Annotated in this window: 14 protein-coding genes; 8 read left to right on the forward strand and 6 right to left on the reverse strand. The window is 65.0% G+C overall.

The window, feature by feature from the left end:
* Positions 1 to 12: 12 nt before the first annotated feature.
* Entirely contained in the window at positions 13 to 1,911 is a 1,899-nt protein-coding gene (locus IVA91_RS30680; protein ID WP_247460014.1) for a SurA N-terminal domain-containing protein, read from the reverse strand.
* Positions 1,912 to 2,132: 221 nt separating this feature from the next.
* Here IVA91_RS30680 and tpiA point away from each other — a divergent pair, with 221 nt between their 5' ends.
* The 3 genes from tpiA (at position 2,133) to IVA91_RS30695 (ending at position 5,206) form a co-directional block, all read left to right on the forward strand.
* Positions 2,133 to 2,888, forward strand: coding sequence for a triose-phosphate isomerase (tpiA, locus tag IVA91_RS30685; RefSeq protein ID WP_247460035.1), 756 nt, complete (start codon positions 2,133 to 2,135; stop codon positions 2,886 to 2,888).
* Between the two features lie 139 nt (positions 2,889 to 3,027).
* Complete coding sequence (gene secG, locus IVA91_RS30690; RefSeq protein ID WP_247275969.1) at positions 3,028 to 3,408, forward strand: preprotein translocase subunit SecG; 381 nt, start codon at positions 3,028 to 3,030, stop codon at positions 3,406 to 3,408.
* A 166-nt stretch (positions 3,409 to 3,574) separates the two neighbouring features.
* Positions 3,575 to 5,206 (forward strand): CTP synthase, encoded by a 1,632-nt coding sequence (locus IVA91_RS30695; RefSeq protein ID WP_247460016.1) that lies wholly within the window; start codon positions 3,575 to 3,577, stop codon positions 5,204 to 5,206.
* Here IVA91_RS30695 and IVA91_RS30700 read toward each other — a convergent pair.
* From IVA91_RS30700 to IVA91_RS30710, 3 genes are all read right to left on the reverse strand, one after another.
* The gene (locus IVA91_RS30700; RefSeq protein ID WP_247275971.1) at positions 5,169 to 5,903 is read right to left on the reverse strand and encodes an rRNA adenine N-6-methyltransferase family protein; all 735 of its coding nucleotides are present in this window, start codon (positions 5,901 to 5,903) and stop codon (positions 5,169 to 5,171) included. The two genes, IVA91_RS30695 and IVA91_RS30700, sit on opposite strands and share 38 nt — an antisense overlap.
* A 101-nt stretch (positions 5,904 to 6,004) precedes the next feature.
* Positions 6,005 to 7,381 carry a HAMP domain-containing sensor histidine kinase gene (locus tag IVA91_RS30705; protein ID WP_247275972.1) on the reverse strand — a complete coding sequence of 459 codons (1,377 nt, stop codon included), beginning with the start codon at positions 7,379 to 7,381 and terminating at the stop codon, positions 6,005 to 6,007.
* The gene (locus IVA91_RS30710; RefSeq protein WP_247275973.1) at positions 7,378 to 8,052 is read right to left on the reverse strand and encodes a response regulator transcription factor; all 675 of its coding nucleotides are present in this window, start codon (positions 8,050 to 8,052) and stop codon (positions 7,378 to 7,380) included. Before IVA91_RS30710 ends, IVA91_RS30705 begins: the two co-directional genes overlap by 4 nt.
* A 196-nt stretch (positions 8,053 to 8,248) precedes the next feature.
* Here IVA91_RS30710 and IVA91_RS30715 point away from each other — a divergent pair, with 196 nt between their 5' ends.
* The 3 genes from IVA91_RS30715 (at position 8,249) to IVA91_RS30725 (ending at position 10,748) form a co-directional block, all read left to right on the forward strand.
* Complete coding sequence (locus tag IVA91_RS30715; RefSeq protein WP_247275974.1) at positions 8,249 to 8,575, forward strand: NIPSNAP family protein; 327 nt, start codon at positions 8,249 to 8,251, stop codon at positions 8,573 to 8,575.
* A gap of 116 nt (positions 8,576 to 8,691) precedes the next feature.
* On the forward strand, positions 8,692 to 9,540 hold the full coding sequence (gene kdsA, locus IVA91_RS30720) for a 3-deoxy-8-phosphooctulonate synthase (RefSeq protein WP_247275975.1): 849 nt from the start codon (positions 8,692 to 8,694) through the stop codon (positions 9,538 to 9,540).
* On the forward strand, positions 9,540 to 10,748 hold the full coding sequence (locus IVA91_RS30725) for an MFS transporter (RefSeq protein ID WP_247275976.1): 1,209 nt from the start codon (positions 9,540 to 9,542) through the stop codon (positions 10,746 to 10,748). Before kdsA ends, IVA91_RS30725 begins: the two co-directional genes overlap by 1 nt.
* Before the next feature lie 40 nt (positions 10,749 to 10,788).
* On the opposite strand, the gene queF is transcribed toward IVA91_RS30725, so the two are convergent.
* On the reverse strand, positions 10,789 to 11,241 hold the full coding sequence (queF, locus tag IVA91_RS30730; RefSeq protein ID WP_247275977.1) for a preQ(1) synthase: 453 nt from the start codon (positions 11,239 to 11,241) through the stop codon (positions 10,789 to 10,791).
* A 51-nt stretch (positions 11,242 to 11,292) separates the two neighbouring features.
* Positions 11,293 to 12,270 (reverse strand): lyase, encoded by a 978-nt coding sequence (locus tag IVA91_RS30735; RefSeq protein ID WP_247275978.1) that lies wholly within the window; start codon positions 12,268 to 12,270, stop codon positions 11,293 to 11,295.
* A 174-nt stretch (positions 12,271 to 12,444) separates the two neighbouring features.
* On the opposite strand from IVA91_RS30735, the gene eno reads away from it, so the two are divergent.
* Together eno and IVA91_RS30745 are read left to right on the forward strand one after the other, a co-directional pair.
* Complete coding sequence (gene eno / locus IVA91_RS30740; protein ID WP_247275979.1) at positions 12,445 to 13,728, forward strand: phosphopyruvate hydratase; 1,284 nt, start codon at positions 12,445 to 12,447, stop codon at positions 13,726 to 13,728.
* Between the two features lie 44 nt (positions 13,729 to 13,772).
* The gene (locus tag IVA91_RS30745; protein WP_247460018.1) at positions 13,773 to 14,912 is read left to right on the forward strand and encodes a zinc-binding dehydrogenase; all 1,140 of its coding nucleotides are present in this window, start codon (positions 13,773 to 13,775) and stop codon (positions 14,910 to 14,912) included.
* Positions 14,913 to 14,949 lie beyond the last annotated feature (37 nt).

Genomic DNA, 14,949 nt, shown 5'->3' on the forward strand with positions numbered 1-14,949 from the left:
CGTGCTTTCAACTCACTGGTTCGCGCCGGTCACCTGCGCGAAGGCGGCCTGATTAATGGTGGTCCCGATGTCGGTTTCAAGCTTGTTGACGTAGGAAGCGACCTGCTCCTCGGTCTGCGCACGGTCGAGGCTGTCCTTCAGCTTCTTCACCGCCTCGGAGGCTGCGTCGACCGCGGGTTCGACGATGTCGGTGACGCGGAAGATGATCACTTCGCTGCCGCCGCTCACGGGCGTCTGCCCGACGCCGTCCTTGGCGGTACGGAAGGCCGCCGACACCACAGTTGCGGGCACGCCGGCAGGCGAATCGTCGCGCTTGAAGCCGGTTGCGGTCTCGACTTTGGCGCCGATCGCAGCGGCCTCATCGGCGAGCTTGCCGCCGGATTCGAGCTTCTGCACCATCTCGGTCGCCTTGGCCTTCAGCTTGGCCGCGACCTGGTCCTGGCGCCAGCGCGCCTCGACCTGGTCGCGGACCTCGTCGAGATTGCGGTCGCGCGAGGGCGTGATGGCGAGGACGTCGTACCAGACATAGCCGCCTTTGAACGAGATCGGGTCGTTGTCGACGCCGACGTCGGTGTTAAAGGCCTGCGACACCACGTCGAGACCCTGCGGAATGTTGGCGACCGGCTGGCCGTTCGGGGCGCGGCCGGAACGGTCGACGGCGTCGATGGTCACGGCCGTGAGCCCGAGCTTCTGCGCTGCGTCGATCACGCTGGAGCCGCCCCCACGCTCGTCCTCCATCTTGTCGCGGAGATCCGCGACCTTGACGCGCGCGCGCTCGGTCGCGATCTCGCGCTTGATATCGCTGGCAACGCTCGCGTAGTCCGCCTCCTTGCCCGGTTCGATTTTCTCGACCTTGACAATCGCGACGCCAAGCCCCCCCTGGATCGGCTGGCTGATCTCGCCGGCAGGAAGCGCGAAGGCAGCTTCGCCAACGGCGGCATCGAGCGAAGACTTGGTCACGAGCCCGAGGTCGACGTCGGAGGCGCTCAGCCCGCGCCCCTTTCCGAGGTCCTCGAACGACGTCCCGCCGACGAGGCGCTCGCGTGCGGTCTGCGCGTCGGCCATGTTCGCAAACACGATCTGCTGGATCTGGCGCTTCTCCGGCGTGCCGAGCCGATCCTTGCGCTGGTCGAACACTTTCTTGGCGTCCTCGTCCGAGACCTCGGTCCACTTGCCGATCTCCTCCGGCGAGACCACGACGAAGGCGACCTTGCGATATTCGGGCGCGCGGAACTGGACCTTGTGATCCTCGAAATAGGCGGGGAGCGTCTCGGGCGAGGGCGCATCGATGGTGCCTGCCTGCGCGGCGTCGAGCCTGACGAACTCGATGGCGCGCTGCTCGTTCTGGAAGCGCGTCAGTACGTCGAGCATCGTTTTCGGCGGCTCGAGGCCGGCGCCGATCGTGCCGGTGATCTGCCGGCGCAGCGACACCTTGCGCTGCTCGGCGACGTAGCGCTGCTCGGTGTAGCCGAAATTGCGGATCACGGCCTGGAAGCGGTTCGCATCGAAGTTGCCGCCGACGCCCTTGAAGTTCGGGTCGTTCATGATGACCTGGCGGATCTGCTCGTCGGACTGGCCGAGCCCGAGCCGACGCGCCTCCTCGTCGAGGGCGGCCTCCGCAATGGTCTGCTGCAGCACCTGACGATCGAGGCCGAAGGCGCGCGCCTGATCGGGCGTCAGCGGACGGCCGAACTGGCGGCTAATCTGTTGCAGGCGGTCCGTGTAGATCTGGCGGAACTCGTTGAGCGAAATCTCGGTGCTGCCGATCTTGGCCACCGTGGACTGCCCGAAGCCGCGGAAGATGTCGGCGATGCCCCAAATGCCGAAACTGACAATCAACACGCCCATCACCACGGCCATAATGGTCTTGCCGAGCCAGTTTGATGAGGCCTTGCGCATTCCTCGAAGCATTTGGTCCAACTTGTTTGGCAGGAGGGGAACGGGAGCGCGTCTTAATGCAGATTCCGCAAAAGCGCGTCACCAAATTGATAGATCATCATAAAGTGGCGGCTTTCCCCCCGCAACCTCGCCTCAAGCGGCTGTTCGAAGCTGCGGTTAAAAGCCCCGAGGTCTGGAACTGGCGCGACAGCTCTGCTAGCGCATGCACAAATCTCATTTTGCTGGACATTGACATGACCGACGCCATCCGACCGCTGATTGCCGGCAACTGGAAGATGAACGGCCTGAAGGCTCAGGTTGCGGAATTCGACGCCATGCTCAACGGCGCGGCAGATGTGACTGGAAGGGCCGACCTGCTGGTCTGCCCACCAGCAACCCTGATCGCCGCCTTCGCCGACAGGGCGCGGGGCAAGAAGGTGACAGTAGGAGCCCAGGACTGCCATCCCAAGGCCTCCGGGGCCCATACCGGCGATGTCGCTGCCGAAATGCTGGTGGATGCGGGCGCCACCGCCATCATCGTAGGCCATTCCGAGCGCCGCGCCGACCACGGCGAGGGCGATGCCCTGGTCCGGCAGAAGGCCGAGGCAGCCTGGCGCGCCGGGGCGACCGCGATCGTCTGCATCGGCGAGACGCAGGGCCAGCGCGATGACGGCCAGACCCTGGACATCCTGCGCGGCCAGCTCGACGGCTCGCTGCCGGACGGCTCCAGCGCGGCAAATTTGATCGTGGCCTACGAGCCGGTCTGGGCGATCGGCACCGGCCTCACCCCCACATCCCAGGATGTCGAGCAGATTCATGGCTTTATCCGGGAACTCCTGACGTCCCGGTTCAAAGCCGATGGTGCCAGGATGCGGATCCTCTACGGCGGCTCGGTCAAGCCCGCGAACGCGGCCGAACTGATGGCGGTGAAGAACGTCAACGGCGCGCTGGTCGGCGGGGCCAGCCTGAAAGCAGCTGATTTCCTTGCGATCGCGAAGGGCTGTCCCTAGCTCATCCAAACCATGGGTCCGGATCCGATCGGGGGTGGCAATACCCCCTCCGATCGTGTAACACCGCGCAACTTCAGGAAAACCCGCGAAGCGCGATCGGCCGCCGTCAGGCGCCGCCGGCTTATGACGGAAGGATACTATGCAGACCGTTGTCATCGTCATCCACCTCATGATCGTCGCCGTCATGATCGGCGCCGTCCTGCTCCAGAAGTCGGAAGGCGGCGGCCTCGGCATGGGCGGAGGCGCGGGCTTCATGTCGAGCCGCGGCACCGCAAACCTCTTGTCGCGCACGACAGCGATCCTGGCCGCGGGCTTCTTCCTGACCAGCCTGTTCCTGTCCTGGTACGCCGGTTATGACCGCAAGCCGTCGTCGATCATCGGCCAGCCTGGGCAGACTCAGCCGGCCGGCGGATCCCCGATCGCGCCGCCGACCTCGGGCGGTATCCTGGATTCGCTGAAGAAGGCCGACGAGCAGCAGAATCAGGCGCCTGCCGGCCCGCAGGTGCCGCGCTCGCAATAAAGCAGGGGGGCCATGCAGGTCGGCTGCTACCGTCCTGCATCAAAAATCCCCATCAAGGCACTGTCACCACTCTCAGTTCTGGATCACCCACAGGCCCGCAGAATCTTTGGGGCGGAATGCGAATCGCTTTGGCGAATCGAATTCGAGGGATTAGAGGTTAAGTCCCATGGCGCGGTATATATTCATCACCGGCGGCGTGGTTTCTTCGCTCGGCAAGGGTCTGGCTTCAGCGGCACTCGGTGCGCTGTTGCAAGCCCGGGGCTACAAGGTCCGCCTCCGCAAGCTCGACCCCTATCTCAACCTCGATCCCGGAACGATGTCGCCGTATCAGCACGGCGAAGTGTTCGTCACCGATGATGGCGCAGAGACCGATCTCGATCTCGGTCACTATGAGCGCTTCACCGGCAGGCCTGCGACCAAGGCCGACAACATCACCACGGGGCGCATCTACCAGGACATCATTTCCAAGGAGCGCCGCGGCGATTATCTCGGCGCGACCATCCAAGTGGTTCCGCACGTCACCAACGCCATCAAGGAATTCGTCCTCGACGGCAATGACGATTACGATTTCGTGCTGGTCGAGATCGGTGGCACTGTCGGCGACATCGAGGGCCTGCCGTTCTTCGAGGCGATCCGCCAGCTCAAGAACGAGCTGCCGCGCGATCATGCCGTCTACATCCATCTCACGTTGCTGCCCTACATCCCCAGCGCCGGCGAGCTTAAGACCAAGCCGACGCAGCACTCCGTGAAGGAGCTGCGCTCGATCGGCATCCAGCCGGACATCCTGCTCTGCCGCACCGACCGCGAGATCCCGAAGGAGGAGCGGCGCAAGCTCGGGCTGTTCTGCAACGTGCGCGAAAGCGCCGTGATCGAAGCGCGCGACGTCGACAACATCTACGCCGTGCCGGAGGCCTATCACAATGCGGGCCTCGATGATGAAGTGCTCGCCGCCTTCGGCATCGCCTCGCGGACTCCGCCCGAGCTGCGCAGCTGGCAAGAAATCAACGAACGCGTGCGCAATCCCGAGGGCAACGTGACCATCGCCATCGTCGGCAAGTACACCGGCATGAAGGACGCGTACAAGTCGCTGATCGAGGCGCTGTCGCATGGCGGCATCGCCAACAAGGTGAAGGTCAATCTCGACTGGATCGAGAGTGAGATATTCGAGAAGGAAGATCCCGCGCCGTTTCTCGAGCACGTCAACGGCATCCTGGTGCCCGGCGGCTTCGGCCAGCGCGGCGCGGAAGGAAAGATCAAGGCGGCGCAATTCGCACGCGAGCGCGACGTGCCGTATTTCGGCATCTGCTTCGGCATGCAGATGGCGGTGATCGAGGCCGCGCGAAATCTCGTCGGCATCGAGGATGCCAATTCCACCGAGTTCGGTCCGACCAAGGAGCCGCTGGTTGGCCTGATGACGGAATGGCTGCGCGGCAACGAGCTCGAGAAGCGCTCGCAGGCCGGCGACCTCGGCGGCACGATGCGGCTAGGGGCCTATCCTGCAACGCTCAATCGCGGCAGCCGCGTCTCAGAGGTCTATGGCGGCGCCACCGAAATCTCCGAGCGTCACCGCCATCGTTACGAGGTCAACACTGCCTACAAGGACCGCCTCGAGCAGCACGGCCTAAAATTCTCCGGCCTGTCGCCCGACGGCGTGCTGCCGGAGATCGTCGAGTACGAGGATCACCCCTGGTTCATCGGCGTCCAGTTCCACCCCGAGCTGAAGTCGCGCCCCTTCGAGCCGCACCCGCTGTTCGCCTCGTTCATTCAGGCGGCGATGGTGCAATCGCGGCTGGTCTAGACGCCTCAGCTCGCTTTCTTGACGATCTTACGGAGAGCGGCATCGATCGTCGATTGCCAGCCAGATCAATCCGTCCCGGCAACATCGGCGCCGCAAGCTCGGGCGAAAGCAGTGCCGTGACAAGTTTCATCTGCGGCCGCCGCGTCAGCCTGTAGACGGCCGCGGGTGGTACGTTCAGCATTGCCCGATCCACCAGCTTGGCGCGCAGGCCCAGCCGGTCGAGCACCGGGCGCGGCACCGGGCAGCTCATGCCGTAAGTGAACTGATAGAAGGCGCCGCCGGGGCGGATGTAGCTGAATGCGCCGCTGACAATCGAGACGACTTTGCGCATTGACATGTTGAGCATCGGCAATCCGCTCACCACGGCGCCGACCGGCGCGCCCTCATAAAGGCGATGCGTGGTGAGCCGCGCCGCATCGATCCACAATATGCGAGCCCCGGGAAAGCGCACCTGCAGCAGCTTCATGAAATCGGAGCCGTATTCGACCAGCGTGAGGTCTTCCTGGCGCACGCCGCGCTTCAACAGCTTGTAGGTGAATGCGCCGGTGCCGGGACCGAGCTCGAGGATGGGGCCGGTCGATGCGTCGATCTCGCGCGTGATGAGATCCGCCAGTGCCGCGCTCGACGGCGCGATCGCACCGACCTGACGCGGTGCCGACATCCAGGCGAGGAAGAACGAGAGAAAATCGTTGGGCATGCGCACTCCGGCATTTTGCTTCGCGCCTCGCAAATCAGAGGCGGCTCACAATCTCACGGGAGTGCATTGCGACAGCATTGCGTAGGTGATGCCGACCAAGATCACTTGGCGCGGATCGGCGGCAATGTGATCCGGAAGCATGCGCCGCCGTTCGCTCCGTCCAGCACCGAGACGTCGCCGCCATGCAGCAGCACGATCTCGCGAACCATGTTGAGGCCGAGGCCGGCGCCGCGATCGAGCGGCGTGAGCCGATAGAACGGCTCGAAGATCATCTCGCGTTGCTCGGGCGGAATGCCCGCGCCCTCGTCGGTGACTTCGATGCAAGCGGGCTTGCTGACGCGGATGCCGATCGTGCCGCGGCGCGGGCCGTGCTGGATGGCATTCTGCACCAGGTTGGTCAGGGCGCGTTCGAGCGCGACCGTGTCGCCGAGTGTCTCGATCGCTGTTTCCGGTGCGTCGAGCGCCAGCTCATAGCCCGCGGCGATGGCAAGCGGAGCAAGCTCGGCGGCGACGCCCTGGGCGATGGCGACGAGGTTGACCCGTGCGAAAGGGTGCCCGCAGCGGTCGAGCCGCTGGATATCGAGCAATTGCTCGGCGAGCGTGGCGAGCCGCGCGGCATCCTCGATCAGGCGGGTCTTGTCAGGTCCCGGCGGAAGCGACTCCAGGCGCGTGTTCAGGATCGCGATCGGCGTGCGCAGTTCGTGCGCGGCATCGGCGACGAAGCGCTTGTGCCGGGCATAGCCTTCATCGAGCCGCGCCAGCGCGTCATTGACTGCGGTCACGAGCGGCACGACCTCGAGCGGAATCTGGTCCACCGACAGTCGCGCGCCGCGCTGATGAATGTCGATGCGGCGCGCCTGATCGGCGGTCGTGTCCAGCCCCCTGAAGGCGCGCCGCACGATCATCGGAGTAGCGATCAACGTCGCCGTTCCCATCAGGAGCAGGCCGGGCAGGGCGATGCCGAGAAACATCAGCGAGGTCATGAGCACCGCCTTGGCGCCGGTTAGCGTGCCCTGCGTCGCCGTGATGACCTGCACGTTGCCGGCGTCGGCATCGACGCGCTTCAACCGCGCGGGGGCTTTGCGTGGATCGTCCTCGAAAAGCTGCCAGCCGAGCCGCGCCTGGCTGATGTGGTCGAGCGCCCCGCCGATCGTGGCGAATTCGGCCGGCACAGCGCCTTCGCTGAGCGAATGGCCCTCTCTGTCACGGACCAGGAACCACAGGTCGGGCGTCTCCGCGCGCAGCTGTTTCAGCTCCGGCGTCGCGCGCAGCATCAGGCCGCCCTGTGCGTCGCGGGTCAGCGCATGCTGCACGGCGTCGATGACACGGTCCTCGTCGCGCGCGGCGAGCACGAAGCCGGAGGCGCATAGCCCCGTGATGATGACGGCCACCAGTGCGACGAGCAGCGCGGCCTGGAGGGACAGCAGGCGCCAGCTCAGCCGCGAGCGCAGGCAATAGGGATCGGCGTGCCTGCTCACGGCAGCTTCTTCAGGAGATAGCCGACGCCGCGAATGCCGTGAATCTCGACATCCGCATCCGCTTCGGCAAGCTTGCGGCGCAGCCGCGATATGTGGGTATCCAGCGCGTTCGACTGGATTTCGTCGTCGAAATTGTAGACGGCCTCTTCCAGTGCCGAGCGCAGGACGGTCCGGCCCATGCGGCGGATCAGCGCTTCGAGCACCAGCAGCTCGCGGCGCGGTAGCTCGAACGGGTGGCCGTCGATGCTCGCCTCGCGATGGCCGACATCGAAGGCGAGGCGGCCGGCGCGGATGACATCCGGCGTGAGACCGGCGGGCCGCCGCAGCACCGCGCGCAGACGCGCGAGCAATTCCTCGACCGCGAAGGGCTTTGCCAGATAGTCGTCCGCGCCGCTGTCGAGCCCGGCGACACGGTCGGCGAGCTCGCCGCGGGCCGTCAGGACGATGATGGGCACGCTGTCGGCGCGCGCCCTCAGCTTCGGGATCAGGGCAAGACCGTCACCGTCCGGTAGCTGGCGGTCGAGCAGGACTGCGGCGTGGACCTCGGCGGAAAGCGCTTCCTCCGCTTCGCAGAGCGTCGGCACGTGGTCCACCACCATGTCGTAGCGCTTCAAGGCCGATGCCAGCGCGCCCGCCATCTCCGCCTCATCCTCGACGAGCAAAATTCGCATGATCTCGCACCTCAGCCTTCAGAGCCGTTCTAGCCGCCGTATCATTGCGGCAGCATTGCGGGAACCGGCTGCGACGCGGTGACAGTGAAGGGGGCACCAGCCATGCGCGGAACGCCGCAGGGGCGGCCGGGTGAGGCTCAAGACAGCATCACGGCCAATCGTTATAACCGCTGCACTTGATCAGGGAGGAACATGAATGATCTACGAAATGCGCCAGTATCGCTGCGTGCCTGGCCGTTTGCCGGCGCTCTTGAAGCGGTTCGAGACGGTCACGCTGAAGCTCTGGGAGAAGCACGGCATCAAGCAGGCCGGCTTCTTCACGACGCTGATCGGTGAGTCCAACCAGGAGCTGACCTATTTTCTGGCCTGGGAGACCCTTGCCGAGCGCGAGAAGAAGTGGGGCGCGTTCATGATCGATCCGGATTGGCTCGAGGCGCGGGTCAAGTCGGAAGCCGATGGCCAGATCGTCGCCAACATCGTCAGCCAGATACTGACGCCGACCGCTTTCTCGGCGGTGAAGTAGTGAGCCTGGCGCGGCGGGGAACCTTGGTGCAACCCTGATATTCGAACGGTCCCGGCCGAAGAGGGTTGATCCGACCCTCATCGCCGCTATGGTCGCGCCGAAACGAGGGATTTGCCTTGAGCTCTTCGAATTCAGCGGCGCCGGTCGTCACCATTGGCACGGTCAAATTCGGCAATGACCTGCCGATCTCGGTCATTGCCGGGCCGTGCCAGCTCGAGAGCCGCCAGCATGCGCTGGAGGTCGCCTCCGCGCTGAAGGAGATCGCCGCGCGGCTGAACATCGGCCTCGTCTACAAGACCTCGTTCGACAAGGCCAACCGCACCAGCGCGTCCGCTGCGCGCGGGCTGGGCCTCGCGCAATCGCTGCCGATCTTCGCGGAGATCCGCTCCTCGCTCGGCTTGCCGGTGCTGACCGATGTGCACGAAGCCACGCAATGCGCCGAGGTGGCGCAGGCCGTGGACATCCTCCAGATACCCGCCTTCCTGTGCCGGCAGACCGATCTGCTTCTTGCAGCGGCTGCGACCGGGAAGGTCGTGAACGTCAAGAAGGGCCAGTTCCTGGCGCCTTGGGACATGGCGAATGTCGTGACCAAGATCACGGGTGCGAACAATCCCAATGTGCTCGTTACCGAACGCGGCGCCTCGTTCGGCTACAACACGCTGGTTTCCGACATGCGCGCATTGCCGATCCTGGCACGCACCACCGGCGCGCCTGTGATCTTCGACGCCACCCATTCGGTGCAGCAGCCGGGCGGGAAGGGGACTTCCTCGGGCGGCGAGCGCGAGTTCGTGCCGGTGCTGGCACGCGCGGCTGTTGCCGTTGGCGTTGCCGGCGTCTTCATCGAGACCCATCCCGACCCCGACAGCGCGCCCTCCGATGGTCCCAACATGGTGCCGCTGCGCGAGTTCGAGGGGCTGATCGCCAAGCTGATCGCGTTCGACGCACTCGCAAAGAACCCGGGCTAATGCAGCGAGGCGAGGCGCGGCCGCAGGATCACGGCTTGCCGACAGCACTCTACGTCATATCGGGCGCAAGCTTCGCCGCAGCGCTTTCGGCACGCGCGCTCGATCCGGTGCTGCCGCACGTCGCCGAAGATTTTGGCGTCAGCATCGCGACCGCCGCCGGCTTTGCTGCGGTGTTCGCCTTCACCTTCTCGATCATCCAGCCCATCATCGGCGCCGCCGCCGATCTATTCGGCAAGACGCGGCTGATGATCGGCTGCCTCGCGCTGCTCGGCCTTGCCAACATCCTGGGCGCGCTCTCGACCTCGTTCTCGGTTCTGTTTGCGACCCGCATCCTCGCCGGTATCGGCTCGGGCGGCGTGTTTCCGGTGGCGCTGAGCCTGACCAGCGATCTCGTTGGGCCGGAGAGACGCCAAGTCGCGATCAGCCGCACGCTTGCAGGCGCGATGACCGGCAATCTGCTTGGCGCCTCGGCCTCCGGGCTGATCGGCGATTTCCTCGGTTGGCGCGGCGTGCTCGCGGTGCTCGGCGTGCTGGTGATCGCCGCCTCGATCGCGGTCGCGGCCGGCTTTCACGGCGCCAAGGTCAAGCATCCGCCGAAGACCAGCCTGTCGGCACTGAAGGCCGGCTATCGCACCATCTTCACCAATCCGAACGCCTATGTCTGCTACTCGGCCGTGTTCATCGAAGGCTGCTGCGTGCTCGGCCTGTTTCCCTACATCGCCTCGTTCCTGTTTGAGCTCGGGCAGACCTCGCTCTCGATCGCCGGCATCGTCATCGCGGGCTTTGCGGTCGGCGGCTTGTTCTACACGCTGACGGTGTCGCGCCTGCTGCCGCGGCTAGGGATGAAGGGCATGATGATCGCGGGCATGACGCTGGTGGCCTCACAGCTCATGGCCGTCGCATTCGGCCCACGTTGGGAAGTGCAAGCACTGAATCTCGTCGTGATGGGATGGGGCTTCTACATCGCCCATGGCTGTCTGCAGGTCTTCGCCAGCGAGCTCTCGGTCGAGGCGCGCGCCACCGCACTGTCGCTGCATTCGTTCTTTTTCTTCATGGGACAGACCGTTGGGCCGCTCGCCTATGGCTTCGGGCTCCAGCATGCTGGCAAAATGCCGACGCTGGTCGCGAGCGCCGGGATCATGGTGGTGCTGGGCTTCGTCTGCGCCCGGTTGCTCAAGCCGCGTGCACCGGCGGATGCGCGGGCCTGAACAATACCGTTCAGGCCACGCCAAGCTGGACAACAGGACGCTATCCCCGCCCGCGATAAGGCGCGACACCTTGCTCCGGCACCCACAATCCTTTCGGCACGCGGCCGGTTTGCCAGAACACGTCGATCGGAATGCCGCCGCGCGGATACCAATAGCCGCCGATGCGCAGCCATTTCGGCTTGATCTCGCTCGCGATGCGCTTGCCGATCATCACGGTGCAGTCCTCGTGGAAAGCGCCGTGATTGCGGAAGCTCGCAATGTAGAGCTTGAGCGACTTCGACTCCAGCAGCCATGGGCCCGGCGCGTAGTCGATCATCAGATGCGCGAAATCCGGCTGGCCCGTGACCGGGCACAGCGAGGTGAATTCCGGCACGGTGAAGCGCACCAGATAATCCGTGCCCCTCTGCGGATTGGGCACGCGATCGAGCTGCGCTTCTTCCGGTGTGTGCGGCCACTCGACCGCGCGGCCAAGCTGCAGGGATTTCTTCGCCATCGTCGTCACATCCTGTTTCGGATGCCGGGATGGACGCAAACGTCGCTGTCGTCAACCGGCGGCGATGGTGTGGATCATGACGATCCGGTCGTTGCCGGATTCGCAGCCCCAGAGCTCGCCCGGCCTGCCGTCGAGCTGTCGCACATTGGCATTGGCCTTATTGCTGGCGAAGACGTTGAACCGCTCGGTTGTGGGATCGAAACGGACGATGGCGTTGGCGGAGAAATCGCTCAGCCAGACCTTATCCTTATCGTCGACATAGACTGCGTAGGGCCGGGGGCGCTCGCCCGGCAGCTTCCAGGTCTTCCAAGAGCCGTCCGCGGGATCGTGCACCGAGACATGGCCGCTGTTCCACTCGCTGACCCAGATCCGGCTCTTCGAATCGGACCACACCCGCCGCGAGCCTTGGCTCGGCGTCGGCGGCTCGACCACGCTCGCATTGCCGCTCGCGCGGTCAATCTTCGCGATGTAGCTCCCAGCGAGCGAGGCGTACCAGATGTCGCCGTCCGGGGTGACCGTGATGCCGTAGGGGCCGATTCCCTTGGGCGCCTTGAACACATTCATGTCGCCAGACTTCGGCACGAGCCGGCCGTAATAGCCGGACTGACCGGTGAACCAATACGTGCCGTCCTTGTCGAACACGCCGGTGTTGAGATTGGCGGCGGCGAACTTTTCCGGCAGGCGGAACAGCGTGACCTTGAGATCGCCGGGGTCGGCCCGCGCAATTGCGTTCTGGCCGCCCTCGGTGATCCATGGCGCGCCGTCGGGGCCGATGGTCACCCCGTGCGGGGCAGCACCCTGGCCGAGGCTGACCGTCTTGAAGGTGCCATCCTTGGGGTCGAGCCTGCCGAGCATGCCCTTGCCCTGCGCGGTGAACCACACTGTGCCGTCAGGGGCGGGCGTCAGATCGTGCAGGCCGATGCCGGCACTGATCGGGAAATACTTTGTCCGGAACGGGCCTTCCTGCGCGAAACCTGGGCGGATGGCGAGCAGGGCGGCGCTTGAGACAAGAAACTCGCGGCGATTCATGGCGTTACCCCGACTGTTTCAGATTGAGGTTGGACGCGCAGATCAGATGCCGTGGAGCATAATCTGAGGGGCTTCACGCGTCAGTCGAAGCCAGCCGTCCAAGCGTTCACATTTGCTTGCGCTCCGTGTAAGACCCGCGACACCGATCAGCCCTAACGAACGGAAGTGCACATCATGACCGCCATCATCGACATCATCGGCCGCGAAATTCTCGATAGCCGGGGCAATCCCACGGTCGAAGTCGATGTCGTGCTCGAAGACGGCGCACTGGGCCGCGCCGCGGTGCCGTCGGGGGCCTCCACCGGCGCCCATGAAGCGGTGGAACTGCGCGACGGCGACAAGGCCCGCTATCTTGGCAAGGGCGTCTCCAAGGCGGTCGGCGCCGTCAACGGCGAGCTCTTCGAGGCCCTCAGCGGCCTCGATGTCGAGCAGCAGGCCCAGATCGACCAGATCATGATCGACCTCGACGGTACGCCGAACAAGAGTCGCCTCGGCGCAAACGCCATTCTCGGGGTATCGCTGGCCTGCGCCAAGGCGGCCGCGAACTCGCTGGACATGCCGCTCTATCGTTATGTCGGCGGCACCTCGGCGCGCCTCTTGCCGGTGCCGATGATGAACATCATCAATGGCGGCGTGCACGCCGACAACCCGATCGACTTCCAGGAATTCATGATCCTGCCGGTCGGCGCATCGAGCTTTGCCGAGGGCCTGCGCTACGGCGCCGAAGTCTTCCATACGCTGAAGTCGGAGCTGAAGAAGGCCGGCCACAACACCAATGTCGGCGACGAGGGCGGCTTCGCGCCGAACCTGCCGTCGGCCGATGCCGCGCTCGACTTCGTCATGAACGCGATCGGCAAGGCCGGCTTTAAGGCCGGCTCCGATATCGTGCTCGGCCTCGATTGCGCCTCGACCGAGTTCTTCAAGGACGGCAAATACGTCTATGAAGGCGAGGGCAAGACGCGCTCGATCTCCGAGCAGGCGAAGTACCTTGCCGACCTCGTCGCGCGCTATCCGATCGTGACCATCGAGGACGGCATGTCGGAGGACGACATGGACGGCTGGAAGGAGCTCACCGACCTCATCGGCAAGAAGTGCCAGCTGGTCGGCGACGATCTCTTCGTCACCAACGTCAAGCGCCTCGCCGAAGGCATCAAGGCGGGCAGGGCCAATTCGATCCTGATCAAGGTCAACCAGATCGGCACGCTCACCGAGACGCTTGCCGCGGTCGAGATGGCGCACAAGGCGGGCTACACCTCAGTGATGTCGCACCGCTCGGGCGAGACCGAGGATTCCACCATCGCCGATCTCGCGGTCGCCACCAATTGCGGTCAGATCAAGACCGGCTCCCTTGCGCGGTCCGACCGCACCGCCAAATACAACCAGCTCCTGCGCATCGAGCAGCAGCTCGGCAAGCAGGCGCTCTACGGCGGCAGGGCGGCACTGAAGGCGCTGGCTTAAGCCGGCGCTTCGACCTGCGAAACGACGAACAGGGGAGGATCGACATGAGCGACGGCAACACCGGACTGCAATTGCGTTCGCTGATCAAGGCGAGCGGCGAGCTGGAAATCTCGCTGGTCGACGTGCCGACCCCCGAGCCTGCCGCGGACGAGGTCGTCGTCCGCGTCGACGCGGCGCCGATCAATCCGTCCGACCTCGGGCTTCTGATCGGCGCGGCCGACATCAGCACGGCGAAAGCTTCGGGCAGCAAGGACGCTCCCGTCATCACCGCGAAGGTGCCGGAGGGCGCGATGCGGGCGATGGCAGGCCGGCTCGACCAGTCGATGCCGGTCGGCAACGAGGGCGCCGGCGTCGTCGTCAGGACCGGCTCGTCGGATGCCGCCAAGGCGCTGATGGGCGAGACTATCGCCATGATCGGCGGTGCGATGTATTCGCAATATCGCACGCTGAAGGTGAGGGAGTGCCTGCCGCTGCCTGAGGGCACGACGCCGGCCGAGGGCGCCTCTTGCTTCGTCAATCCGCTCACCGCGCTCGGCATGACCGAGACGATGCGGCGCGAAGGTCACAAGGCCCTGGTGCACACCGCGGCCGCCTCCAATCTCGGCCAGATGCTGAACAAGATCTGCATCAAGGACGGCATCCCGCTGGTCAACATCGTGCGCAGCAGGGAGCAGGCCGACATCCTGCACAAGATCGGCGCCAAATACGTGGTCGATTCCACCGCGCCGAGCTTCCTCGGCGATCTCACCGATGCGCTAGTCGAGACCGGCGCCACCATCGCCTTCGACGCTATCGGCGGGGGCAGGCTGGCCGGCGACATCCTCAACTGCATGGAAGCGGCAATCAACAAGACCGCGAAGGAGTACAGCCGTTACGGCTCCAACGTGCACAAGCAGGTGTACGTCTACGGCGCGCTCGACACGCGGCCGATCGAGCTGCCGCGCGGCTTCGGCATGGCCTGGGGCGTCGGCGGCTGGCTGCTGTTTCCGTTCCTGATGAAGATCGGGCAGGCGGACGGCGCCAAGCTGCGCCAGCGCGTCCTCGACGAATTGAAGACCACCTTCGCCAGCCATTACACCAAGGTGGTCTCGCTTGCCGAGGCGCTCGATCCCGCCAACATCGCCGTGTACGCCAAACGCGCCACAGGCGAAAAATTCCTCATCAACCCGAATAAATTATCGTGATGTGCGACGGCACGTCACCGAAAGAAGGACTTGCCTT

The organism is Bradyrhizobium sp. 153 (assembly GCF_023073835.1).
In the GTDB taxonomy this organism is placed as follows: Bacteria; Pseudomonadota; Alphaproteobacteria; order Rhizobiales; family Xanthobacteraceae; genus Bradyrhizobium.

What these genes read in the sequence shown, in the direction of transcription:
- IVA91_RS30680 (WP_247460014.1), bottom strand. Translation starts at nt 1,911, where the DNA reads ATGCTTCGAGGAATGCGCAAGGCCTCATCAAACTGGCTCGGCAAGACC.
- tpiA (WP_247460035.1), top strand. Translation starts at nt 2,133, where the DNA reads ATGACCGACGCCATCCGACCGCTGATTGCCGGCAACTGGAAGATGAAC.
- secG (WP_247275969.1), top strand. Translation starts at nt 3,028, where the DNA reads ATGCAGACCGTTGTCATCGTCATCCACCTCATGATCGTCGCCGTCATG.
- IVA91_RS30695 (WP_247460016.1), top strand. Translation starts at nt 3,575, where the DNA reads ATGGCGCGGTATATATTCATCACCGGCGGCGTGGTTTCTTCGCTCGGC.
- IVA91_RS30700 (WP_247275971.1), bottom strand. Translation starts at nt 5,903, where the DNA reads ATGCCCAACGATTTTCTCTCGTTCTTCCTCGCCTGGATGTCGGCACCG.
- IVA91_RS30710 (WP_247275973.1), bottom strand. Translation starts at nt 8,052, where the DNA reads ATGCGAATTTTGCTCGTCGAGGATGAGGCGGAGATGGCGGGCGCGCTG.
- IVA91_RS30715 (WP_247275974.1), top strand. Translation starts at nt 8,249, where the DNA reads ATGATCTACGAAATGCGCCAGTATCGCTGCGTGCCTGGCCGTTTGCCG.
- IVA91_RS30725 (WP_247275976.1), top strand. Translation starts at nt 9,540, where the DNA reads ATGCAGCGAGGCGAGGCGCGGCCGCAGGATCACGGCTTGCCGACAGCA.
- queF (WP_247275977.1), bottom strand. Translation starts at nt 11,241, where the DNA reads ATGGCGAAGAAATCCCTGCAGCTTGGCCGCGCGGTCGAGTGGCCGCAC.
- IVA91_RS30735 (WP_247275978.1), bottom strand. Translation starts at nt 12,270, where the DNA reads ATGAATCGCCGCGAGTTTCTTGTCTCAAGCGCCGCCCTGCTCGCCATC.
- eno (WP_247275979.1), top strand. Translation starts at nt 12,445, where the DNA reads ATGACCGCCATCATCGACATCATCGGCCGCGAAATTCTCGATAGCCGG.
- IVA91_RS30745 (WP_247460018.1), top strand. Translation starts at nt 13,773, where the DNA reads ATGAGCGACGGCAACACCGGACTGCAATTGCGTTCGCTGATCAAGGCG.